The sequence below is a fragment of the Paenibacillus sp. 01T443 genome (assembly GCF_056398325.1).
The window spans coordinates 44,901-61,132 of sequence record NZ_JBFTPE010000001.1 but is presented as its reverse complement, the minus strand read 5'-3'; the positions used below and the strand labels follow the sequence as shown (position 1 = coordinate 61,132).

Below are 16,232 nucleotides of genomic sequence, written 5' to 3'. Positions count from 1 at the left end.
TACATTATTTAGGTAACATCTAATCATTTATGAATTACGCTTAAAGGGGAAATTTTAATGTTTGCTGGTGTCCTTAACTCATAAATTGGATATGGTCAGATAGATGCATTATGGTCTTGCGAATCAGGCTTGGCGTTTTTTTATGCCCTGCTGCAAGGCTCTATTTCGTGATCTGGCACCAAGAGTTATGGACATGAGGATTTCCGCCTGAAGCTAGTCGACAGCGGCCCAATCACCGTGCTACCACAGCACGGTTTTTTTGTACCCATTTTTACGTTTATTATGAGCGTTTGGAAATGGGATTGGAGCTTAGTCGATTGAGACAGAAGTGGAACGCACCCGCGTTCTATTTCTGTCTTTTTTTATTCAAAATTAGAGGAGGCTATAAAAATGAATGAAGCATCTTGGCGAAGATTGGAATTTGATAAAGTTAAGGAGGCTATGATTAGCTTTACCGTATCGCCTGCTGGCCGGCAATTAGCAGTGCGTCATGTGCCTAGCGCAAAGCAGCGTCAGGTTGAAGCATGGCTGCAGGAGACGGAGGAAGCGGCGCTTTTGCTTGGAAGCGGGGCAAGCATCCCATTATCCGCAATGGATGGCATCGATCCTTTCTTGGCGCTTCTGGGCAAAGGGCGCATCTATAACGAACAAGAAATGGAGCAGCTGTCGGTATGGCTGACATCCGTGGTGCAAATGAAAAAATATATGTACAGTAAGCGCGACATCGCTCCAACGATAGCGTCTTACGCTGAGTCCATGTATGATTGCCCCGTCCTGCGCGAAGAATTAAACCGCTGTATACGCTACGGCTTAATTACGGATCAAGCGAGCGCCGATCTAGCTTATATCCGCAGGCATATCTATGCATCTGAAGATAAAATTCACAAAAAGATGGACCATGCTTTAAACAAATATCGGTCTTCCTTGCAGGAAGCGGTCATTAGCAAGCGGCGTGACCGTTTTGTCATAGCCGTCAAAAGAGAGCTGCGAAAGCAGGTTCCCGGTACCGTATGGGATGAATCCGCAAGCGGGCAGACTCTGTTTATCGAGCCGCTCGATGTGGCTGATCTTCAGGTCGAGCTGCAGCAATGGAAGGCTGAAGAGGAGCGGGAACGCACGGTCATATTAGCTCGGCTATCTGAGCTGGCAGAATCGTTTTCCTCGGAGCTGTTTCGCAATGTAGAAGCAATGGCATCCTTTGATTTTATAACTGCCCGTGCCAAGCTTTCACGTTTCTACGATGGAAAAAAAATCAAACTGTCCGAGCAACCGGTCATCCGGCTCGTAAGCGCCCGCCATCCATTGTTAGGCCAAACCAGCATACCGCTTCATGTCGAGCTAGGCTATAACTGGAAGCAGCTTATTATTACGGGGCCCAATACTGGCGGAAAAACCGTAACCTTGAAAACCATTGGCCTGTTTGTGCTGATGGTGCAATCCGGTTTATTGGTTCCCGCAGATGAAGGAAGCGAAATAGGTGTGTTCCATCAGGTAATTGCGGATGTAGGCGATGGCCAAAGTCTTGAGCAATCGCTAAGCACATTCTCGTCTCATATCACCGTTCTGAAGGAAATGCTTCAAGCCGCCGGTCCAAGGTCGCTGCTTTTGCTTGATGAGCTTGCAGCAGGTACCGATCCTTCTGAAGGAATCGCCCTCTCCATCGCATTATTGGAGCAGCTTCTAAAGCGCGGGGCCTTAGCGGCGGCTACGACGCATTTTAATGAAATCAAAGCATTTGCTGCTCGTACAACCGGCTGCCAAAACGGGAAAATGGCCTTTGACGCAGAAACGTTAAAGCCGCTTTATCGATTAGAAATGGGGGAAGCAGGAGACAGCCATGCTTTTGCGATAGCCAGGCGGTTCGGTTTGCCAGAGGAAGTATTGTTACGCGCGGAGGAATTGTTAGAGAAGAAGGATCACAACGCTTCTGAAGCTTTCGAGAAGCCAGCTCCTAAGCAATCAAACCACACAGATGAACAAAAAAGTACGCAATACGCAGCAGTTGAGGGAGCAGGCTCCAATAAGAATGCAAGCGGGAATCCGGAAGATGTTACCGTAAAAGCGTCAGCCAAGCCTTTCGTAAAAGGGGACGCCGTCTGGATTTACCCACTTAATCGAATGGGGGTTGTTTATCGTCCTGCCGATGAACGCGGTAATGTGATTGTTCAAGTTCAGGGGCAAAAGCTTACCTTTAATCACAAGCGCATGAAGCTTTATATCCCGAAAACGAAGCTTTATCCAGATGAGCAATATGATTTGGATATTGTGTTTGAATCTAAGGAAAACAGAAAAGCACGAAAGCTGATGAGCCGCAAGCATGTGGAAGGTCTTGCGATTGTTACGCCAGATGAAGATATTTATTGATCTTGCAGGAAAAGATTGGGGAGACCATAATCCGTTATCGATTTTGATTTATGGCTCCCTGCTTCTTCACCCTCGGTTTGACCTTGCCAAAAGGCATCGGTTTTTTATTGATTTAACTAATCTCGGCTTTGGATGACCAGCAATAAACCTTCTTTGATTTCGATGCGGCCAACTGCCGAGAGCAGAACGTTACTGATTCCAAGAGATTGCCCAATTGATAATTCTGCATCCGTGAGCGGGTATTGGAAGCCTGTCAGCGTAATGCCTTTTACTTGCAAAGACAGAGGGAGCAGGGAAACGTTTGGATAGCCTAGCTGCTCAATCGTCGCTTGATCCGTTAACAGTGTAATTTTATTATGTTCGTCAATGATGGTAGCAGGAACCTGCTGCTGTGCGGCTAGAGCAAGTAAATGCACATTTGCAAGCGAATGGTCGAACCTTGTTCCAAGTGCTCCGAGCAGGACGAGCTCCCGGGGCTGCATATCCAAGGCAAGCCTAACTGCCATTTCCGTATCGGTATAGTCTTTGTCAATGGGGTCGCAAGCTATGGTCTGGCCGCTGTTCGTTCGAATGATGGCCAGCTCTTCTTCCGAAACCGAATCAAAATCACCGATTGAAATATCCGGGCGAAAGCCCTGGGAAGTTAGAAAGCGGGCACCGCTATCGGCCCCGATGAGCAAATCAGCTGATTTTATATATTCAAGGGCAAAGGCGCCGAGCTGGCCGCCTGTGCAAATCGCGATACGAGGCTGCATAACATATTATCCTTTCTTCCTGGCAGAATTGACTACAAACATTTTAAGTATAAAGCCTTTTGTCCCCTAAAAACTAGAGGCAGCCCAATTAAGCCATTATGCTGAAGTCGAATACTGCGAAATTTGTCGTTGCGAAACCGCAGGCTCCCAGCTAAAATGGTGAAGGAAAGTACCGACGAATCAGGTCGGTTCATGGACGGGAAGCGAGGAGTTAAAGCAGTGAGTATGGACATTTTTGGGATTTTCAGTATTATCGGGACAGTTGCCTTCGCTGTCAGCGGAGCGATTGTGGCGATGGAGGAAGAGTACGATATTTTGGGCGTGTTCGTACTAGGCTTGGTAACGGCATTCGGCGGAGGGGTTGTACGTAATTTATTGATTGGGATGCCGGTAACATCGCTATGGAATCAAGGTTATTTGTTCAAAATAGCAATGATCGCAATGACGATTGCGTTTCTCTTGCCGGTAGTATGGATCCAGCGGTGGCGCAAAAGTGAAGCTTTTTTCGATGCGATTGGTTTATCCGCGTTTGCCATTCAAGGTGCATTATATGCCACGCAAATGAAGCATCCCCTAAGCGCGGTTCTTGTTGCGGCAATGCTTACTGGAATCGGCGGCGGAATTATTCGCGACGTGTTGGCAGGGCGCAAGCCGCTAGTGCTCAAGGACGAGATTTATGCCGTTTGGGCCATGCTGGCAGGCCTTGTGGTCGGACTCGGATGGGTTAAATCGACCTTGGAGCTCTTATTTTTATTTGTTGTTATCATTAGCTTCCGTATGCTTTCGGTATATTACAAATGGAAGCTTCCCCGTCGATCGCTTCATATTGATACCACTCATGAACAGCAGAAAAGAGGTAACTCATGAAAGCACGTATTTTGTTTGTATGCTTAGGCAATATATGCCGCTCGCCGATGGCAGAAGCAGTTATGCGGCATCAAGTGGAACAAGCTCATTTAGTCGACCGTATTGCGGTTGATTCTGCTGGAACCGGAGATTGGCATTTGGGACATCCTCCGCATGAAGGCACTCGGAAGCTGCTGGATCAGCATCAAATTTCTCATCAGGGCATGAAGGCTAGATTGGTCGCTGAGAGTGATTTCGAATCCTTTGATTATATTGTGTGTATGGATACGAAGAATCTCCGTGATGTCCGTGAGCTTCTCGAGAAAGCAGGAATCGAGGAGAGCGGAGCCAAGCTATTTACTTTTATGGAGCTTCTTCCGGATAGGGGAATAGCTGATGTGCCTGATCCTTATTATGACGGAAACTTTCCATTTGTTTTTGAACTGGTGGACAGCGGCTGCAAGGAGCTGCTGAAACGGATTCAAGCGGATATGAAATTTGTTTAAGATGGTGTTTAAAAAAAGAAGCTGTTCAGCAGTTCCGAATGGAGACTGCTGAACAGCTTCTTTTTTTTGAATATATAAGAATTTATAAGTTTTCACTTATAAATGTGCTTATATATCTCCGCGAAACGATAGCTTTTGCCACTGAGGACGGCGACAGCCGTTTACGCTTGATTTATTCTACTTCGATAAAATAAGTGAGGGCTTGATCAAGCTCTTTTTGCCAGAAGCCCCATTGATGCTTGCCATCCTTCTCTTCGTAGAAAATCGTGGCTTGCTTCAACTCCAGCAGCGCCTTAGCGTTCCGATTCAAAGCCACGAAATCGAACACGCCACGGTCCGTCTCATATGCGTCCTCTTGAAGTCCAACAATCATATAAATAGTCAGCCAGCTCAGATCGCCGGCCTCTGAAATTATATTTTGCGAGACGCCGTAGTATGCGCCAGATAAAGACATCACTCGCGTAAACAGATGCGGATAGGTTAGCGCTAAATGCAGCGATACCGAGCCGCCAAGTGAATCTCCAGCAAGCAAGCGATGCTCAGGTTGCTGTCTTACAGCATAGCGCTCTTCAACGTATGGGAGCAGCTCTTCAGCGAAAAAGCGGATATAGTTTGCATGTCGATTGCCGTCCGGCGTGTATTCCTCCGTACGAAGTTTTTTGTCGACGTCAACGCCTACGATAATGAAGGGTTCCAGGCCTTCGTCCAAAATCAACCGGGTAGCTGTCGTTGCGATACGCCCGAAGTTGAAAAAATCCTCTCCGTCCTGACAGTATACGACAGGGTAGCTCAATACCTCGTTATAGCCAGGCGGCAAAAATATACGTAAATTTCGAGCTTGTTCCGGCAGGAAACGGCTTGGCACAGTTTCCTTCACTATCGTTCTTTTTAAATAGCGCTCATCTGTCATATCTTTCTCTCCTCATGTTTTAATTCATTGAATGGAAACGAACAGTTGTGGGTAAACAATAGAAAGGTAATCATGGGAATCACATCTATTTCTGTCTTGTTGTATTATGCTGTTATACTGAAAAAATAAGTCTGTAGCATATACAATTTCTTAAGAGAATGATGAGAATCAGCGAAAAAACAACGGTTTTTTTGTTTTTTGCTTTGACCATTTTCGTTAAACAGGTTTATAATAATTCTATAACAGAGGTAAACGATTTTCAAATATTTCGATTGAGGTGAGCGTTCAAAATGAGCAAATTGCCATACGAAGTTCAAACGGAACCGGTAACTCCGCTATCTGTCTTGTCACTCGACGGGGAAGTTGTTAATCCGGATTTATTGCCGGCTTTGTCTGATGATCAACTAAAAGAACTTATGTAGCGCATGGTATTTACCCGTACTTGGGATGAGCGCGCTGTTAACCTTGGCCGTCAAGGTCGCCTAGGTTTCTACGCTCCTGTATCTGGTCAAGAAGCATCGATGGTAGGCAGTGAGTACGCACTAAACAAAGACGATTTTATTTGCCCGGGATACCGTGATATGCCGCAGCTGGTATGGCATGGTCTTCCGCTTTACCAAGCTTTCCTATATTCCCGTGGACACCAAGAAGGCGGACGTATTCCTGAGGATGTACATGTCCTTATGCCGCAAATTATTATTGGAGCACAAATTTTGCATGCAACAGGCGTTGCAATGGCATTTAAGAAAAAGAATGAAAAGCGTGTAGCTATCACATATACAGGCGACGGCGGTTCGTCAGAGGGCGACTTCTACGAAGGCATGAACTTTGCAGGCGCTTATAAACTGCCAGTAATTTACGCCGTTCAAAATAATGGGTATGCCATTACGACACCGTTCGCTAAGCAAACCGCTGCGCTGTCCATTGCGCACAAAGCTGTAGCAGCCGGTATCAAAGGCGTTCAAGTAGACGGAATGGACGTGCTTGCCGTAATTAAAGCTGTTCAAGAAGCTGCAGAGCGCGGCCGCAACGGTGAAGGTGCTACTTTGATCGAGCTGATCACTTACCGTTTCCGTCCGCATTCCATGGCGGATGACGCGACAAAATACCGTACAAAAGAAGAAGAAGCGGAATGGGCGCTTAAAGATCCGCTTGTTCGTTTTGGCAAATATTTGGAGAAAAAAGGTTTGTGGACGGAAGAAGATACAAACCGCGTGAAAGAAGAAGCAAAAGCAACGGTTAACGAGCACATCAAAAAAGCTGAATCGGTTGAAAAAATGACTGTAGCAGGCTTGATCGATAGCATGTTTGAAACAACACCGCAGCACTTGGAAGCTCAAAAGGCTGATTTTCAATAGTAGAGGAGGAACAGACGATCATGGCTCAAATGAATATGTTGGAAGCAATTCGCGATGCGATGCGCGTAGAACTTAAACGTGACTCAAACGTTGTCATCTTCGGTGAGGACGTAGGTAAAGTCGGCGGAGTATTCCGTGTGACAGAAGGTTTGCAAGAAGAGTTTGGCGAAGATCGCGTATTCGATACGCCGCTTGCCGAGTCTGCACTTGCAGGTATGGCAGTAGGGATGGGCTTGCAAGGCTTCCGTCCAATCGCAGAAATTCAATTTGTAGGCTTTATATATGAAGCACTTGACCAAATGTTTGTCCAAGCTGCACGTATGCGTTACCGCTCCGGCGGCCGCTACAACTCGCCAATCGTATTCCGTACGCCTTTCGGCGGCGGCGTAAAAGCGGCAGAGCTGCACACGGATTCGCTAGAAGGTCTTGCGATTCAAACACCGGGAATCAAGGTAGTCATTCCTTCGAACCCTTACGATGCAAAAGGCCTGATGATTTCGGCAATTCGCGATAATGATCCTGTTTTCTTCATGGAGCATTTAAATTTGTATCGTGCGTTTAAAGCTGACGTTCCTGAAGGAGAATATACCGTTGAGATCGGTAAAGCGAACGTAGTTCGCGAGGGTAGTGACGTTACAATCATTACTTATGGCCTTATGGTTCATACAGCAGTGAAAGCAGCGGAAGAGCTTGAGAAAACAGGAGTAAAAGCGGAGGTAATTGATCTTCGTACGCTTGTTCCGCTTGATATCGATACTATCGTTGCTTCGATCAAAAAAACAAACCGCGCGATCGTCGTTCAAGAAGCACAAAAAACATCCGGCGCAGCGGCGGAAGTAATCGCTCAAATCAATGAAAATGCAATTCTTCACTTGGAAGCTCCAGTACTACGCGTAGCTGGACCGGATACCGTTTATCCGTTTGCTCTTGTTGAGGATGCGTGGCTTCCTTCGGTAGCTCGTATCTCTGCAGCGGTTCAAAAAGTTCTGAACTTTTAAAGGAGGTTACTAGCGGTGGCTAAATTCGAATATCGTTTCCCGGAGCTTGGCGAAGGTTTGCACGAAGGCGAAATCATTAAAGTGCATATCAAAGTCGGCGATACGGTTACAGATGATGACATTATTATGGAAGTTCAAAACGACAAAGCGATCGTTGAAGTACCTTGCCCAGTAAACGGTAAAGTGCTTGAAGTGCTTGTAAAAGACGGTCAAGTCTGCCACGTTGGCGAAATCGTGGCTTTGATTGATGCAGAAGGCGAGTTGCCTGAGCAAGCAGCACCAGCAGCTGAGGCTCCTAAAGCAGAAGCTCCTGCAGCAGCACCAGCAGTTGAAGCTCCTAAGGCAGAAGCGCCTGAAGCAGCTCCAGCGGCAGCCCCTAAAGCAGCTGGCGGTCTTGTGCTTGCAACGCCAAGTATTCGCAAGTTTGCGCGCGAGAAGGGTGTAGACCTGACTCAAGTCGGCGGAACTGGCAAGAATGGCCGCATTACCCGCGAAGATGTTAACGGCTTTGGCGGCGCTCCTGCAGCTGTTACTGCGGATGTAGCTCCGGCAGTTGAACAATCGAGTAATGCTGAAGTTGCGCCAAAAGGTGCAGGCGATGCTAAATCAGCGCCAACCGTTTCCGGATCGGTTTACCGTCCAGAAGAGCGCGTACCGTTCAAAGGTATTCGTAAAATTATTGCCAACGCGATGTCCAAATCGGTGTACACGGCTCCTCACGTAACCATTATGGACGAAGTTGACGTAACGGAACTTGTCGCTCTTCGTGCTAAATATAAACCTTATGCAGAGAAAAAAGGCTCCAAGCTTACTTACTTGCCGTTCATCGTGAAAGCTCTCGTGGCTGCTTGCCGTGAGTTCCCGATCTTGAACTCGACGCTTGATGAAGCTAACCAAGAAATCGTATTACGCAAATATTACAATATCGGTATCGCAACCGATACAGATAACGGTCTAATCGTGCCTGTAATCGAAGATGCAGACCGTAAAAACTTGTTCAAAATCGCGGATTCGATTCGTGATCTAGCTGCTCGCGGCCGCGACGGCAAACTTGCTGCCAACGAATTGAAAGGCAGCACGATCTCTATTTCGAACATTGGTTCGGCTGGCGGTATGTTCTTCACTCCAGTTATCAATTTCCCTGAGGTTGCTATTCTGGGTACGGGCAGAATTACGGAAAAAGCGATTGTTCGCAACGGTGAAATCGTTGCTGCTCCTGTAATGGCTCTTTCCCTTAGCTTTGACCACCGTCTAATCGACGGCGCAACAGCACAAAACTTTATGAATTACATCAAAACACTTCTGGGCCAACCAGAATTGTTCATAATGGAGGTATAAGACATGGTCGTAGGTGATGCTTCCCTTGACATTGACACTCTAGTCATTGGTGCGGGTCCAGGCGGTTATGTAGCAGCAATCCGTGCTGCTCAGCTTGGTCAGAACGTACTTATCGTGGATAAAGAATATGTGGGCGGCGTATGCTTGAACGTGGGCTGTATTCCATCGAAAGCACTTATCTCTGCTTCCCATCAATATGAGTCAATCAGCCACGCTTCTGCTTTCGGTATCGAAGTAGGCGAAGCGAAAGTTGACTTTACTAAAGTACAAGAGTTTAAAGCAGGTATCGTCAAGAAATTGACTGGCGGCGTTGCTTCTCTTTTGAAAGCAAACAAAGTCCAATATTTCCAAGGCGAAGTTATGTTTATTAACGAAAACGAAGCGCGTGTTTTCAACGATCAAGAAGCACCGCGTTACCGTTTTAAAAACTGCATTATTGCTACAGGTTCACGTCCTATTGAACTAAAAGCATTCCCTTACGGCGGCCGTATCGTTTCTTCTACTGGCGCATTGTCCTTGCCGGAAATTCCAAAAAGCCTTGTCGTAATCGGCGGCGGCTACATCGGAATCGAGCTTGGACAAATGTATTCCAAATTCGGCACTAAAGTAACCGTAATTGAAGGCTCGGATGCGATCTTGCCGGGCTTTGACAAAGATATGTCTTCAATCGTCGCGAAGAAACTGAAAAGCACAAATGTCGATATTATTACCGGCGCACAAGCAAAAGGCGCTGAGCAAACGGATAAAGACGTTACTGTAACTTATACAGTTGGCGATAAAGAAGAAAAAGTAACGGCAGATTATTTGCTTGTAACGGTAGGACGTCGTCCAAATACCGATGGCGAGCTTGGTCTTGACCTTATCAATGTTAAGCTGTCCGATCGCGGATTAGTTGAAGTTGATGAGCAGTGCCGTACGAACATCCCGCATATCTTCGCAATTGGCGACATCATTGCAGGACCTGCTCTTGCACACAAAGCAATGTATGAAGGCCGCGTTGCCGCTGAAGCCATTTCAGGTCAAGCTAGCGTGATTGACTATAAATGCGTACCAGCTGTTTGCTTCTCTGATCCGGAATGCGCAAGCGTCGGTCTAAGCGAGAAAGAAGCGAAAGACAATGGTCACAACGTTAAAGTCGGCAAATTCCCGTTCGCAATCAATGGACGCGCAATGTCACTTAATGCTAACGAAGGCTTTGTTAAGCTCGTATCCGATGCAGAGTCCGGCCTTGTACTCGGCGCGCAAATTATCGGTCTTGAAGCTTCCAATATGATCGCTGAGCTTGCTTTGGCAATCGAAATGGGTGCAACACTTGAGGATATCGCGCTTACGATTCATGCGCATCCTACGCTTGGTGAGATCGTACTTGACGCTGCTGAAGTTGCGTTAGGCCACCCTATTCATACTTTCATAAAATAATCGGAATTATCGCTGTTCATCAGCGCACACAAAGAGGTCACGCGGCTCCCCAGCCGACGGGGCCTCTTTGTGCTTCATGAGCATCCAATCCAACATAAAGGGGTAAATTGACACATGGAAGAAACGGCGAAACCGGCAAGCGAATCTAGAACGATTATGACACAGCTTATATTTCCACTGGATACAAACCCTTACGAGACGATGTTTGGCGGCAAGGTAATGGAGTATATGGATAAAGTTGCTGCCATTGCAGCCATGCGTCATGCCCGTATGCAGGCCGTTACCGCTTCTACGGACAGCCTTGATTTTTTGGCTCCGATTCGTGTAGGCGAGGTCATTGAGGTTGAAGCATTTGTTACCTGGACTAATCGCAGTTCAATGGAAGTATATGTGTCTGTTATATCTGAAAATTTGTTCAGTGGTCTTCGGAAAACGACCGTTACCGCCTTTTTTACTTTTGTTGGATTAGATGAAAACGGCAAACCGGCTCTTGTACCAACCGTTGTTCCGGTAACCGACGAGGAAAAGAAGCTGCATGCATCTGCACCTGAGCGATATGCACTTCGGAAGAAACGAAAGCAGGACAGACAACGCGGATAATGTTATAATTAATTGTTATTTTTACGATTTTTGTTTCATGATTGGAGTGTGATATCCGGATGAGTAGAAGCGAGCATACCTATCTGCAATTGTTAAAATATGTTTTAGAGCAAGGAACAAAGAAGGAAGATCGCACAGGTACGGGGACAATCTCTACCTTTGGTTATCAAATGCGATTTGATCTGAGCGAGGGTTTCCCATTGCTCACGACAAAACGTGTTCCTTTTCGCCTTATTGCCAGTGAGCTAATCTGGTTTATTCAAGGAGATACGAATATTCGTTATCTGCTTCAACACAATAATAATATTTGGAATGAATGGGCATTTAAGAGATGGATCGAAAGCGATGCATATACGGGCCCCGACATGACGAACTTTGGTTTGCGGGCGCAATCCGATGCCAATTTTGCAGCCGAGTATGATCAGCAAATGGAATTGTTTAAACAGCGAGTACTGTCAGATGATCAATTTGCAGAGGAATTTGGAGAACTTGGCAATGTTTACGGCAAGCAGTGGAGGGCGTGGAAGACCTCTCAAGGCGAAACGATCGATCAGCTAAAAGATGTCATCCAGACGATAAAGAAAAACCCGGATTCGAGAAGGCTGATCGTCTCTGCTTGGAATCCGGAGGACGTGCCAAGCAATATGGCTCTACCTCCATGCCATACGATGTTTCAGTTTTACGTGACGGACGGAAAGCTGTCCTGTCAGCTCTACCAGCGCAGTGCGGATATCTTTCTCGGCATTCCGTTTAATATTGCGAGCTATGCGCTGCTAACACAMATGATTGCTCATGAATGCGGCCTAGAAGCAGGTGACTTTATCCATACGCTCGGAGACGCACATATCTATACAAATCATTTGGAACAGATCGATATGCAGCTTAACCGGGAGCCAAAGGCATTGCCTAAGCTCAATCTGAACGCCGATAAAACATCGATCTTTGATTTTACGGTGGAGGATTTGAGTATTGAGGGCTACGAGCCGCATCCAGCCATTAAAGCGCCAGTTGCCGTTTAAAGCAAAGACAAGTCTATAGATAGAAAGGTGCAGATGAGGATGGCTGTCACACTAATTGCAGCAATGGATCGAAACCGTACAATTGGCATCGGTAACAAACTTCCCTGGCGCCTGCCAGCGGAAATGGCATTTTTCACGAAATCTACATTAGGGAAAACCGTGTTGATGGGGCGGAAGACATTTGAATCGCTCCCTAAGCCGCTGAAAGATCGCCTGAATGTCGTTTTGACGCGCCAAAACGATTTTCACCCAGAGGGTTGTGAAATTGTCCATTCGGTTGAGGAAGCACTTGAGCGATATAATGGAAATGAGCTGATTGTGATTGGCGGGGCTGATATTTACGTTCAATTCCTTCCGTTTGCGGATAAGATATTGCTCACGGAAGTAAATGTCGAAATCGAGGGCGGGGATGCGTTTTTTCCAGCATTCTCAGAAACGGAATGGAATAAAGTGGAAAGCGAAGCTCGGGACAGCGACGAAAAGAATAAGTATTCCTTTACGTTTCAGACGTATATCCGGCAATCCTAGTTGCCTTTGGGGCTAAAAGCGAACATTTGACGAACGATATGTCATAAAGTGCAAATGATTGTACGGATAATCCATTAACGATTTTAGCACTTGAATGCTAGGATGTTGTAAAATAGTAAACGAGTGCTTTTGACAAAATATTCGTTTTTGAGAAAGTTTGTTATTGAATATTTGGCTGATTCCCGATATAGTTTGAAGAGAATTGAAACATAGGTTAACGGGAAATATGGATGGAGGAAATGCGATCATGTCTACACCTACTGGTTTTATGGAATATCAACGCGAACTGCCGGCCGATCGCGACCCGCTGGAGCGTATCAAGGACTGGCAAGAGTTTCATAAGCATTTTTCGGATGAACAGCTAAAGACGCAGGGAGCTCGCTGCATGGACTGTGGTACGCCATATTGCCATACAGGAATCGAACTTGCAGGCTCTGTTTCGGGTTGTCCAGTAAACAATCTGATTCCGGAGTGGAATAACTTGATTTATCGCGGGTTGTGGCGCGAAGCGCTTGACCGTCTGCATAAAACGAATAACTTCCCGGAATTCACAGGGCGCGTTTGTCCGGCTCCATGTGAGGGATCTTGTACGGTTGGATTGATTGGCGATGCGGTTACTATCAAAACCATTGAACAAGCGATCATTGATCGTGGATTTGATGAGGGCTGGGTCGTTCCGCAGCCGCCGAAAGTACGTACAGGCAAACGTATAGCTGTCGTAGGTTCTGGACCTGCAGGTATGGCAACGGCTGCCCAGCTTAACAAAGCAGGTCATACCGTAACCGTCTATGAACGCGCAGACCGCATCGGCGGGTTGCTCACTTACGGAATTCCAACAATGAAGCTGGAGAAGCATGTGGTTCAGCGCCGTGTTGATTTGATGACTGCAGAAGGCGTTGAGTTTGTAACCAATACGGAAATCGGCAAAGATATTACGGCTAACGAGCTTGTTGAAAACTTTGATGCTGTTGTACTTTGCGGCGGTTCTACAAGAGCGCGCGACGTTGAAATGGAAGGCCGCGATTTGAACGGCGTTCACATGGCGATGGATTATCTCAATGGCACAATTAAGAGCTACCTTGATTCCAATCTTGAGGATGGGAACTATATTTCCGCAAAAGACAAGGACGTTATCGTTATTGGCGGCGGCGACACGGGTACAGACTGCGTAGCAACTGCTTTGCGCCATGGCTGTAAGTCGGTTACGCAATTCGGTACGCATGCCAAAGCTCCGCTGGAGCGTGATAGCCTAAACAATCCTTGGCCGCAATTCCCGAATGTTTACACGCTTGATTATGCTCAAGAAGAAGCGAAAGCACTATTTGGCGAAGATCCTCGGGCATTCTCCGTATTGACTAAGAAATTTGTCGGTGATGGAAACGGAAACCTGAAAGAACTTCATACCGTTCAAATTGAACGCACAGTTGATGAAACTGGTCGTAAAATATATAGCGAAATTCCAGGAACAGAAAAAGTATGGCCTGCAGATCTCGTATTCATCGCAGTAGGCTTTGAAGGACCGGAAACGACGCTGATCGAACAACTTGGCCTTGCGCAGGACAAACGTACTAATGTAAAAGCAAGATATGGGAAATATACGACAAATGTCGATAAAGTATTTGCTGCAGGCGATATGCGCCGCGGACAAAGCTTAGTTGTATGGGCAATTAACGAGGGCCGCGAAGCAGCTCGTGAGGTAGACAAGTATTTGATGGGAACTTCGATGCTTCCTTAATGGATGATTTAGAAGTCGGCAAGAGTAGCTTAATAAGCAAGAAGAGAAGCGCCTTCGGGCGCTTTTCTTGATATATATGAATTCAAACGTAATCACATTAATAATGTGATTATATCTACGCTAAACGACTGCTTATGCGACAGAGAACGGCGGCATAAGCAGTCGTTTACGCCGCTGAGTGTCTTATGATAAGTTCAGAATGGTGGGGTTGTCCTATGATTAAATATGGATTAGATCGAATAACAGAGCTTAAGTTCCGCTCCTTTCTGCCCATTATCGAGAAAAGAGATGAACAATGGGTCGACATTATGCTGCGATTTGAACTGGAACCAGAGACAGAAGTCCCGGATGATCTGATCGATTTTACGGCACTTGTGATCTGTACGATAGATGGGACGATTGCACAAATGGTACCGCATGATGAAGGCTGCGACTGCGAATATCAATTCACGTTTAGTGAGAAGGAGCAAATCTCTGCTTTTATTTTGCAGCCGGATGTGCAAGAAAAGATTAGAAAACTAAGCTCACCGTTTTAAGGAAGTTTGTGGTAAAATCGGTTTGAGATGACGCGAAGGGGCGATTCGTCATGCCAGCCGATGAAGCATACGTTCTGTCACCGACAGACGTTCGGAACATTAGAAGCTACGTTCAGCATAAATATGCTGCGATGCCGCAGGATAAGCGCGCGGAAATCGTAGCGGATGCAGTCAAACGAATCATATATAAGCAATTGCCGAATTTCGAGAGCAGCATAAAGCGTACCGTCACGGAAATGTTGATAAAGACTGTTGTGTTGGAAAAACAAGGGCCCGTAAGAGCCGAAGATATTTTTCAGGCTTGTTTAGCTCTCGATCGAACAGATTCTACAATCTATGAGCCTCTTCATGACTGGATTGAGAAACAGCTTCATGTAAGCTGTCTGAGGCCCCTCATGCAGCGTATATTGGACGAGCTGTCTTTGACCTTGGAGCAATCGGGTACTGCTGTGAAAACTGCTGAGAATGGCATTTTGGCGCTGCTAAGAGGGAAACTTATTGCTGAGGGTGTTGCGCTTGGAAGCACGGATGCAATTTCGGTTCATGCTGAGATCATTTCGCTCCCGCGATTAAATTGGCGAAATCACTTATCGAGAAAAACAAGCTGGCGTTCGTATATTTACAGCACTCTTTGTTTGTTTATAATCGCGGCAAGCTTGTTGTATGGCTGGTCATTAAGCAAGCCGTCGCTCTATAAGCTTCAGCCGCCGGTTGCGATGAAGCCTGCTGAACCGCTTGCCGTTTCTTTGAACGGTCTTCCTGCCGAGCTGCGTTACCATGACATTGATGGTAAACGTTTGACGCAATTTTTGGAGTCCAAATCGTCAGTTTTAGCGGAACAGCCGTATTTTGACGCCATCGTCACTGCTGCCCAGGCGTTCGACATTCATCCTGTTATTTTATTTGCCATTACGGGGCAGGAGCAGGGATTTGTACCTAAAACGAATAAGCAGCATAAACAAATCGCCAATAATCCTTTTAATGTTTTTCATAGCTGGCAGGAGTTTAATACCGATATTAAACAATCTTCAGAAATCGCAGCAAGAACCGTGTATAATCTAAGCAAGGATAGGCCGGCAGAGATAGACCCTTTCAAATGGATCAATCGTAAATATGCGGAGGATCCAAAGTGGTCAGACGGCGTACGTTCTATTTTCGCATCGATTATCAGCTATTTAGAAAACCCGCCAGGCCAATAATAGCGAGCTGCATGCATTCATAAAATGCCATTATTAAAAACCCAGATGGGATACAAGTCCATTTGGGTTTTATTTTTTTTCAGCGATTTCCATACTCTGATTAGGCAAAAAGGATTCCATT

14 protein-coding genes and 1 pseudogene are annotated in these 16,232 nt (G+C 46.3%); 13 read left to right on the top strand and 2 right to left on the bottom strand.

The features are described from left to right. Positions 1–390: 390 nt before the first annotated feature. Positions 391–2,364: an endonuclease MutS2 gene (locus tag AC1DLI_RS00300; protein WP_477598796.1), complete on the top strand. Its 1,974-nt coding sequence runs from the start codon at positions 391–393 to the stop codon at positions 2,362–2,364. Positions 2,365–2,480: 116 nt separating this feature from the next. Here AC1DLI_RS00300 and AC1DLI_RS00295 read toward each other — a convergent pair whose 3' ends face one another. Further along, a complete protein-coding gene (locus tag AC1DLI_RS00295) occupies positions 2,481–3,119 on the bottom strand; it encodes a thiamine diphosphokinase (protein ID WP_477598795.1) in 639 nt (212 codons plus the stop codon). A 225-nt stretch (positions 3,120–3,344) separates the two neighbouring features. Between AC1DLI_RS00295 and AC1DLI_RS00290 the strand changes: the two genes are divergently transcribed. Further along, positions 3,345–3,986: a trimeric intracellular cation channel family protein gene (locus AC1DLI_RS00290; RefSeq protein WP_308994964.1), complete on the top strand. Its 642-nt coding sequence runs from the start codon at positions 3,345–3,347 to the stop codon at positions 3,984–3,986. Next, positions 3,983–4,471: a low molecular weight protein-tyrosine-phosphatase gene (locus AC1DLI_RS00285; protein ID WP_477598794.1), complete on the top strand. Its 489-nt coding sequence runs from the start codon at positions 3,983–3,985 to the stop codon at positions 4,469–4,471. Before AC1DLI_RS00290 ends, AC1DLI_RS00285 begins: the two co-directional genes overlap by 4 nt. A gap of 172 nt (positions 4,472–4,643) precedes the next feature. On the opposite strand, the gene AC1DLI_RS00280 is transcribed toward AC1DLI_RS00285, so the two are convergent. Further along, positions 4,644–5,381, bottom strand: a complete 738-nt coding sequence (locus AC1DLI_RS00280) for an alpha/beta hydrolase (protein WP_477598793.1) — start codon at positions 5,379–5,381, stop codon at positions 4,644–4,646. A 290-nt stretch (positions 5,382–5,671) separates the two neighbouring features. On the opposite strand from AC1DLI_RS00280, the pseudogene pdhA reads away from it, so the two are divergent. The 10 genes and pseudogenes from pdhA to AC1DLI_RS00230 all read left to right on the top strand — a co-directional run bounded on the left by pdhA (position 5,672) and on the right by AC1DLI_RS00230 (position 16,111). Continuing rightward, positions 5,672–6,739 (top strand): annotated as a pseudogene (gene pdhA, locus AC1DLI_RS00275) (pyruvate dehydrogenase (acetyl-transferring) E1 component subunit alpha). Between the two features lie 20 nt (positions 6,740–6,759). After that, positions 6,760–7,737, top strand: coding sequence for an alpha-ketoacid dehydrogenase subunit beta (locus tag AC1DLI_RS00270; protein WP_477598792.1), 978 nt, complete (start codon positions 6,760–6,762; stop codon positions 7,735–7,737). A 15-nt stretch (positions 7,738–7,752) separates the two neighbouring features. Then, on the top strand, positions 7,753–9,075 hold the full coding sequence (locus AC1DLI_RS00265; RefSeq protein ID WP_477598791.1) for a dihydrolipoamide acetyltransferase family protein: 1,323 nt from the start codon (positions 7,753–7,755) through the stop codon (positions 9,073–9,075). Between the two features lie 3 nt (positions 9,076–9,078). After that, entirely contained in the window at positions 9,079–10,494 is a 1,416-nt protein-coding gene (gene lpdA, locus AC1DLI_RS00260; RefSeq protein ID WP_477598790.1) for a dihydrolipoyl dehydrogenase, read from the top strand. Positions 10,495–10,608: 114 nt separating this feature from the next. Then, entirely contained in the window at positions 10,609–11,094 is a 486-nt protein-coding gene (locus tag AC1DLI_RS00255; RefSeq protein ID WP_477598789.1) for an acyl-CoA thioesterase, read from the top strand. A gap of 59 nt (positions 11,095–11,153) precedes the next feature. After that, on the top strand, positions 11,154–12,113 hold the full coding sequence (locus AC1DLI_RS00250; protein ID WP_477598788.1) for a thymidylate synthase: 960 nt from the start codon (positions 11,154–11,156) through the stop codon (positions 12,111–12,113). Positions 12,114–12,152: 39 nt separating this feature from the next. Beyond that, positions 12,153–12,641, top strand: coding sequence for a dihydrofolate reductase (locus AC1DLI_RS00245; protein WP_477598787.1), 489 nt, complete (start codon positions 12,153–12,155; stop codon positions 12,639–12,641). Between the two features lie 247 nt (positions 12,642–12,888). Next, positions 12,889–14,376: a glutamate synthase subunit beta gene (locus AC1DLI_RS00240; RefSeq protein WP_308994896.1), complete on the top strand. Its 1,488-nt coding sequence runs from the start codon at positions 12,889–12,891 to the stop codon at positions 14,374–14,376. Between the two features lie 215 nt (positions 14,377–14,591). After that, positions 14,592–14,912, top strand: a complete 321-nt coding sequence (locus AC1DLI_RS00235; protein WP_477598786.1) for a hypothetical protein — start codon at positions 14,592–14,594, stop codon at positions 14,910–14,912. Between the two features lie 50 nt (positions 14,913–14,962). Continuing rightward, a complete protein-coding gene (locus tag AC1DLI_RS00230) occupies positions 14,963–16,111 on the top strand; it encodes a hypothetical protein (protein ID WP_477598785.1) in 1,149 nt (382 codons plus the stop codon). Positions 16,112–16,232: the final 121 nt, after the last annotated feature.

Coding starts and splice junctions, on each gene's coding strand:
- AC1DLI_RS00235 (WP_477598786.1), top strand. CDS start 14,592: ATGATTAAATATGGATTAGATCGAATAACAGAGCTTAAGTTCCGCTCC.
- AC1DLI_RS00295 (WP_477598795.1), bottom strand. CDS start 3,119: ATGCAGCCTCGTATCGCGATTTGCACAGGCGGCCAGCTCGGCGCCTTT.
- AC1DLI_RS00255 (WP_477598789.1), top strand. CDS start 10,609: ATGGAAGAAACGGCGAAACCGGCAAGCGAATCTAGAACGATTATGACA.
- AC1DLI_RS00270 (WP_477598792.1), top strand. CDS start 6,760: ATGGCTCAAATGAATATGTTGGAAGCAATTCGCGATGCGATGCGCGTA.
- AC1DLI_RS00300 (WP_477598796.1), top strand. CDS start 391: ATGAATGAAGCATCTTGGCGAAGATTGGAATTTGATAAAGTTAAGGAG.
- lpdA (WP_477598790.1), top strand. CDS start 9,079: ATGGTCGTAGGTGATGCTTCCCTTGACATTGACACTCTAGTCATTGGT.
- AC1DLI_RS00230 (WP_477598785.1), top strand. CDS start 14,963: ATGCCAGCCGATGAAGCATACGTTCTGTCACCGACAGACGTTCGGAAC.
- AC1DLI_RS00290 (WP_308994964.1), top strand. CDS start 3,345: ATGGACATTTTTGGGATTTTCAGTATTATCGGGACAGTTGCCTTCGCT.
- AC1DLI_RS00285 (WP_477598794.1), top strand. CDS start 3,983: ATGAAAGCACGTATTTTGTTTGTATGCTTAGGCAATATATGCCGCTCG.
- AC1DLI_RS00240 (WP_308994896.1), top strand. CDS start 12,889: ATGTCTACACCTACTGGTTTTATGGAATATCAACGCGAACTGCCGGCC.
- AC1DLI_RS00280 (WP_477598793.1), bottom strand. CDS start 5,381: ATGACAGATGAGCGCTATTTAAAAAGAACGATAGTGAAGGAAACTGTG.
- AC1DLI_RS00245 (WP_477598787.1), top strand. CDS start 12,153: ATGGCTGTCACACTAATTGCAGCAATGGATCGAAACCGTACAATTGGC.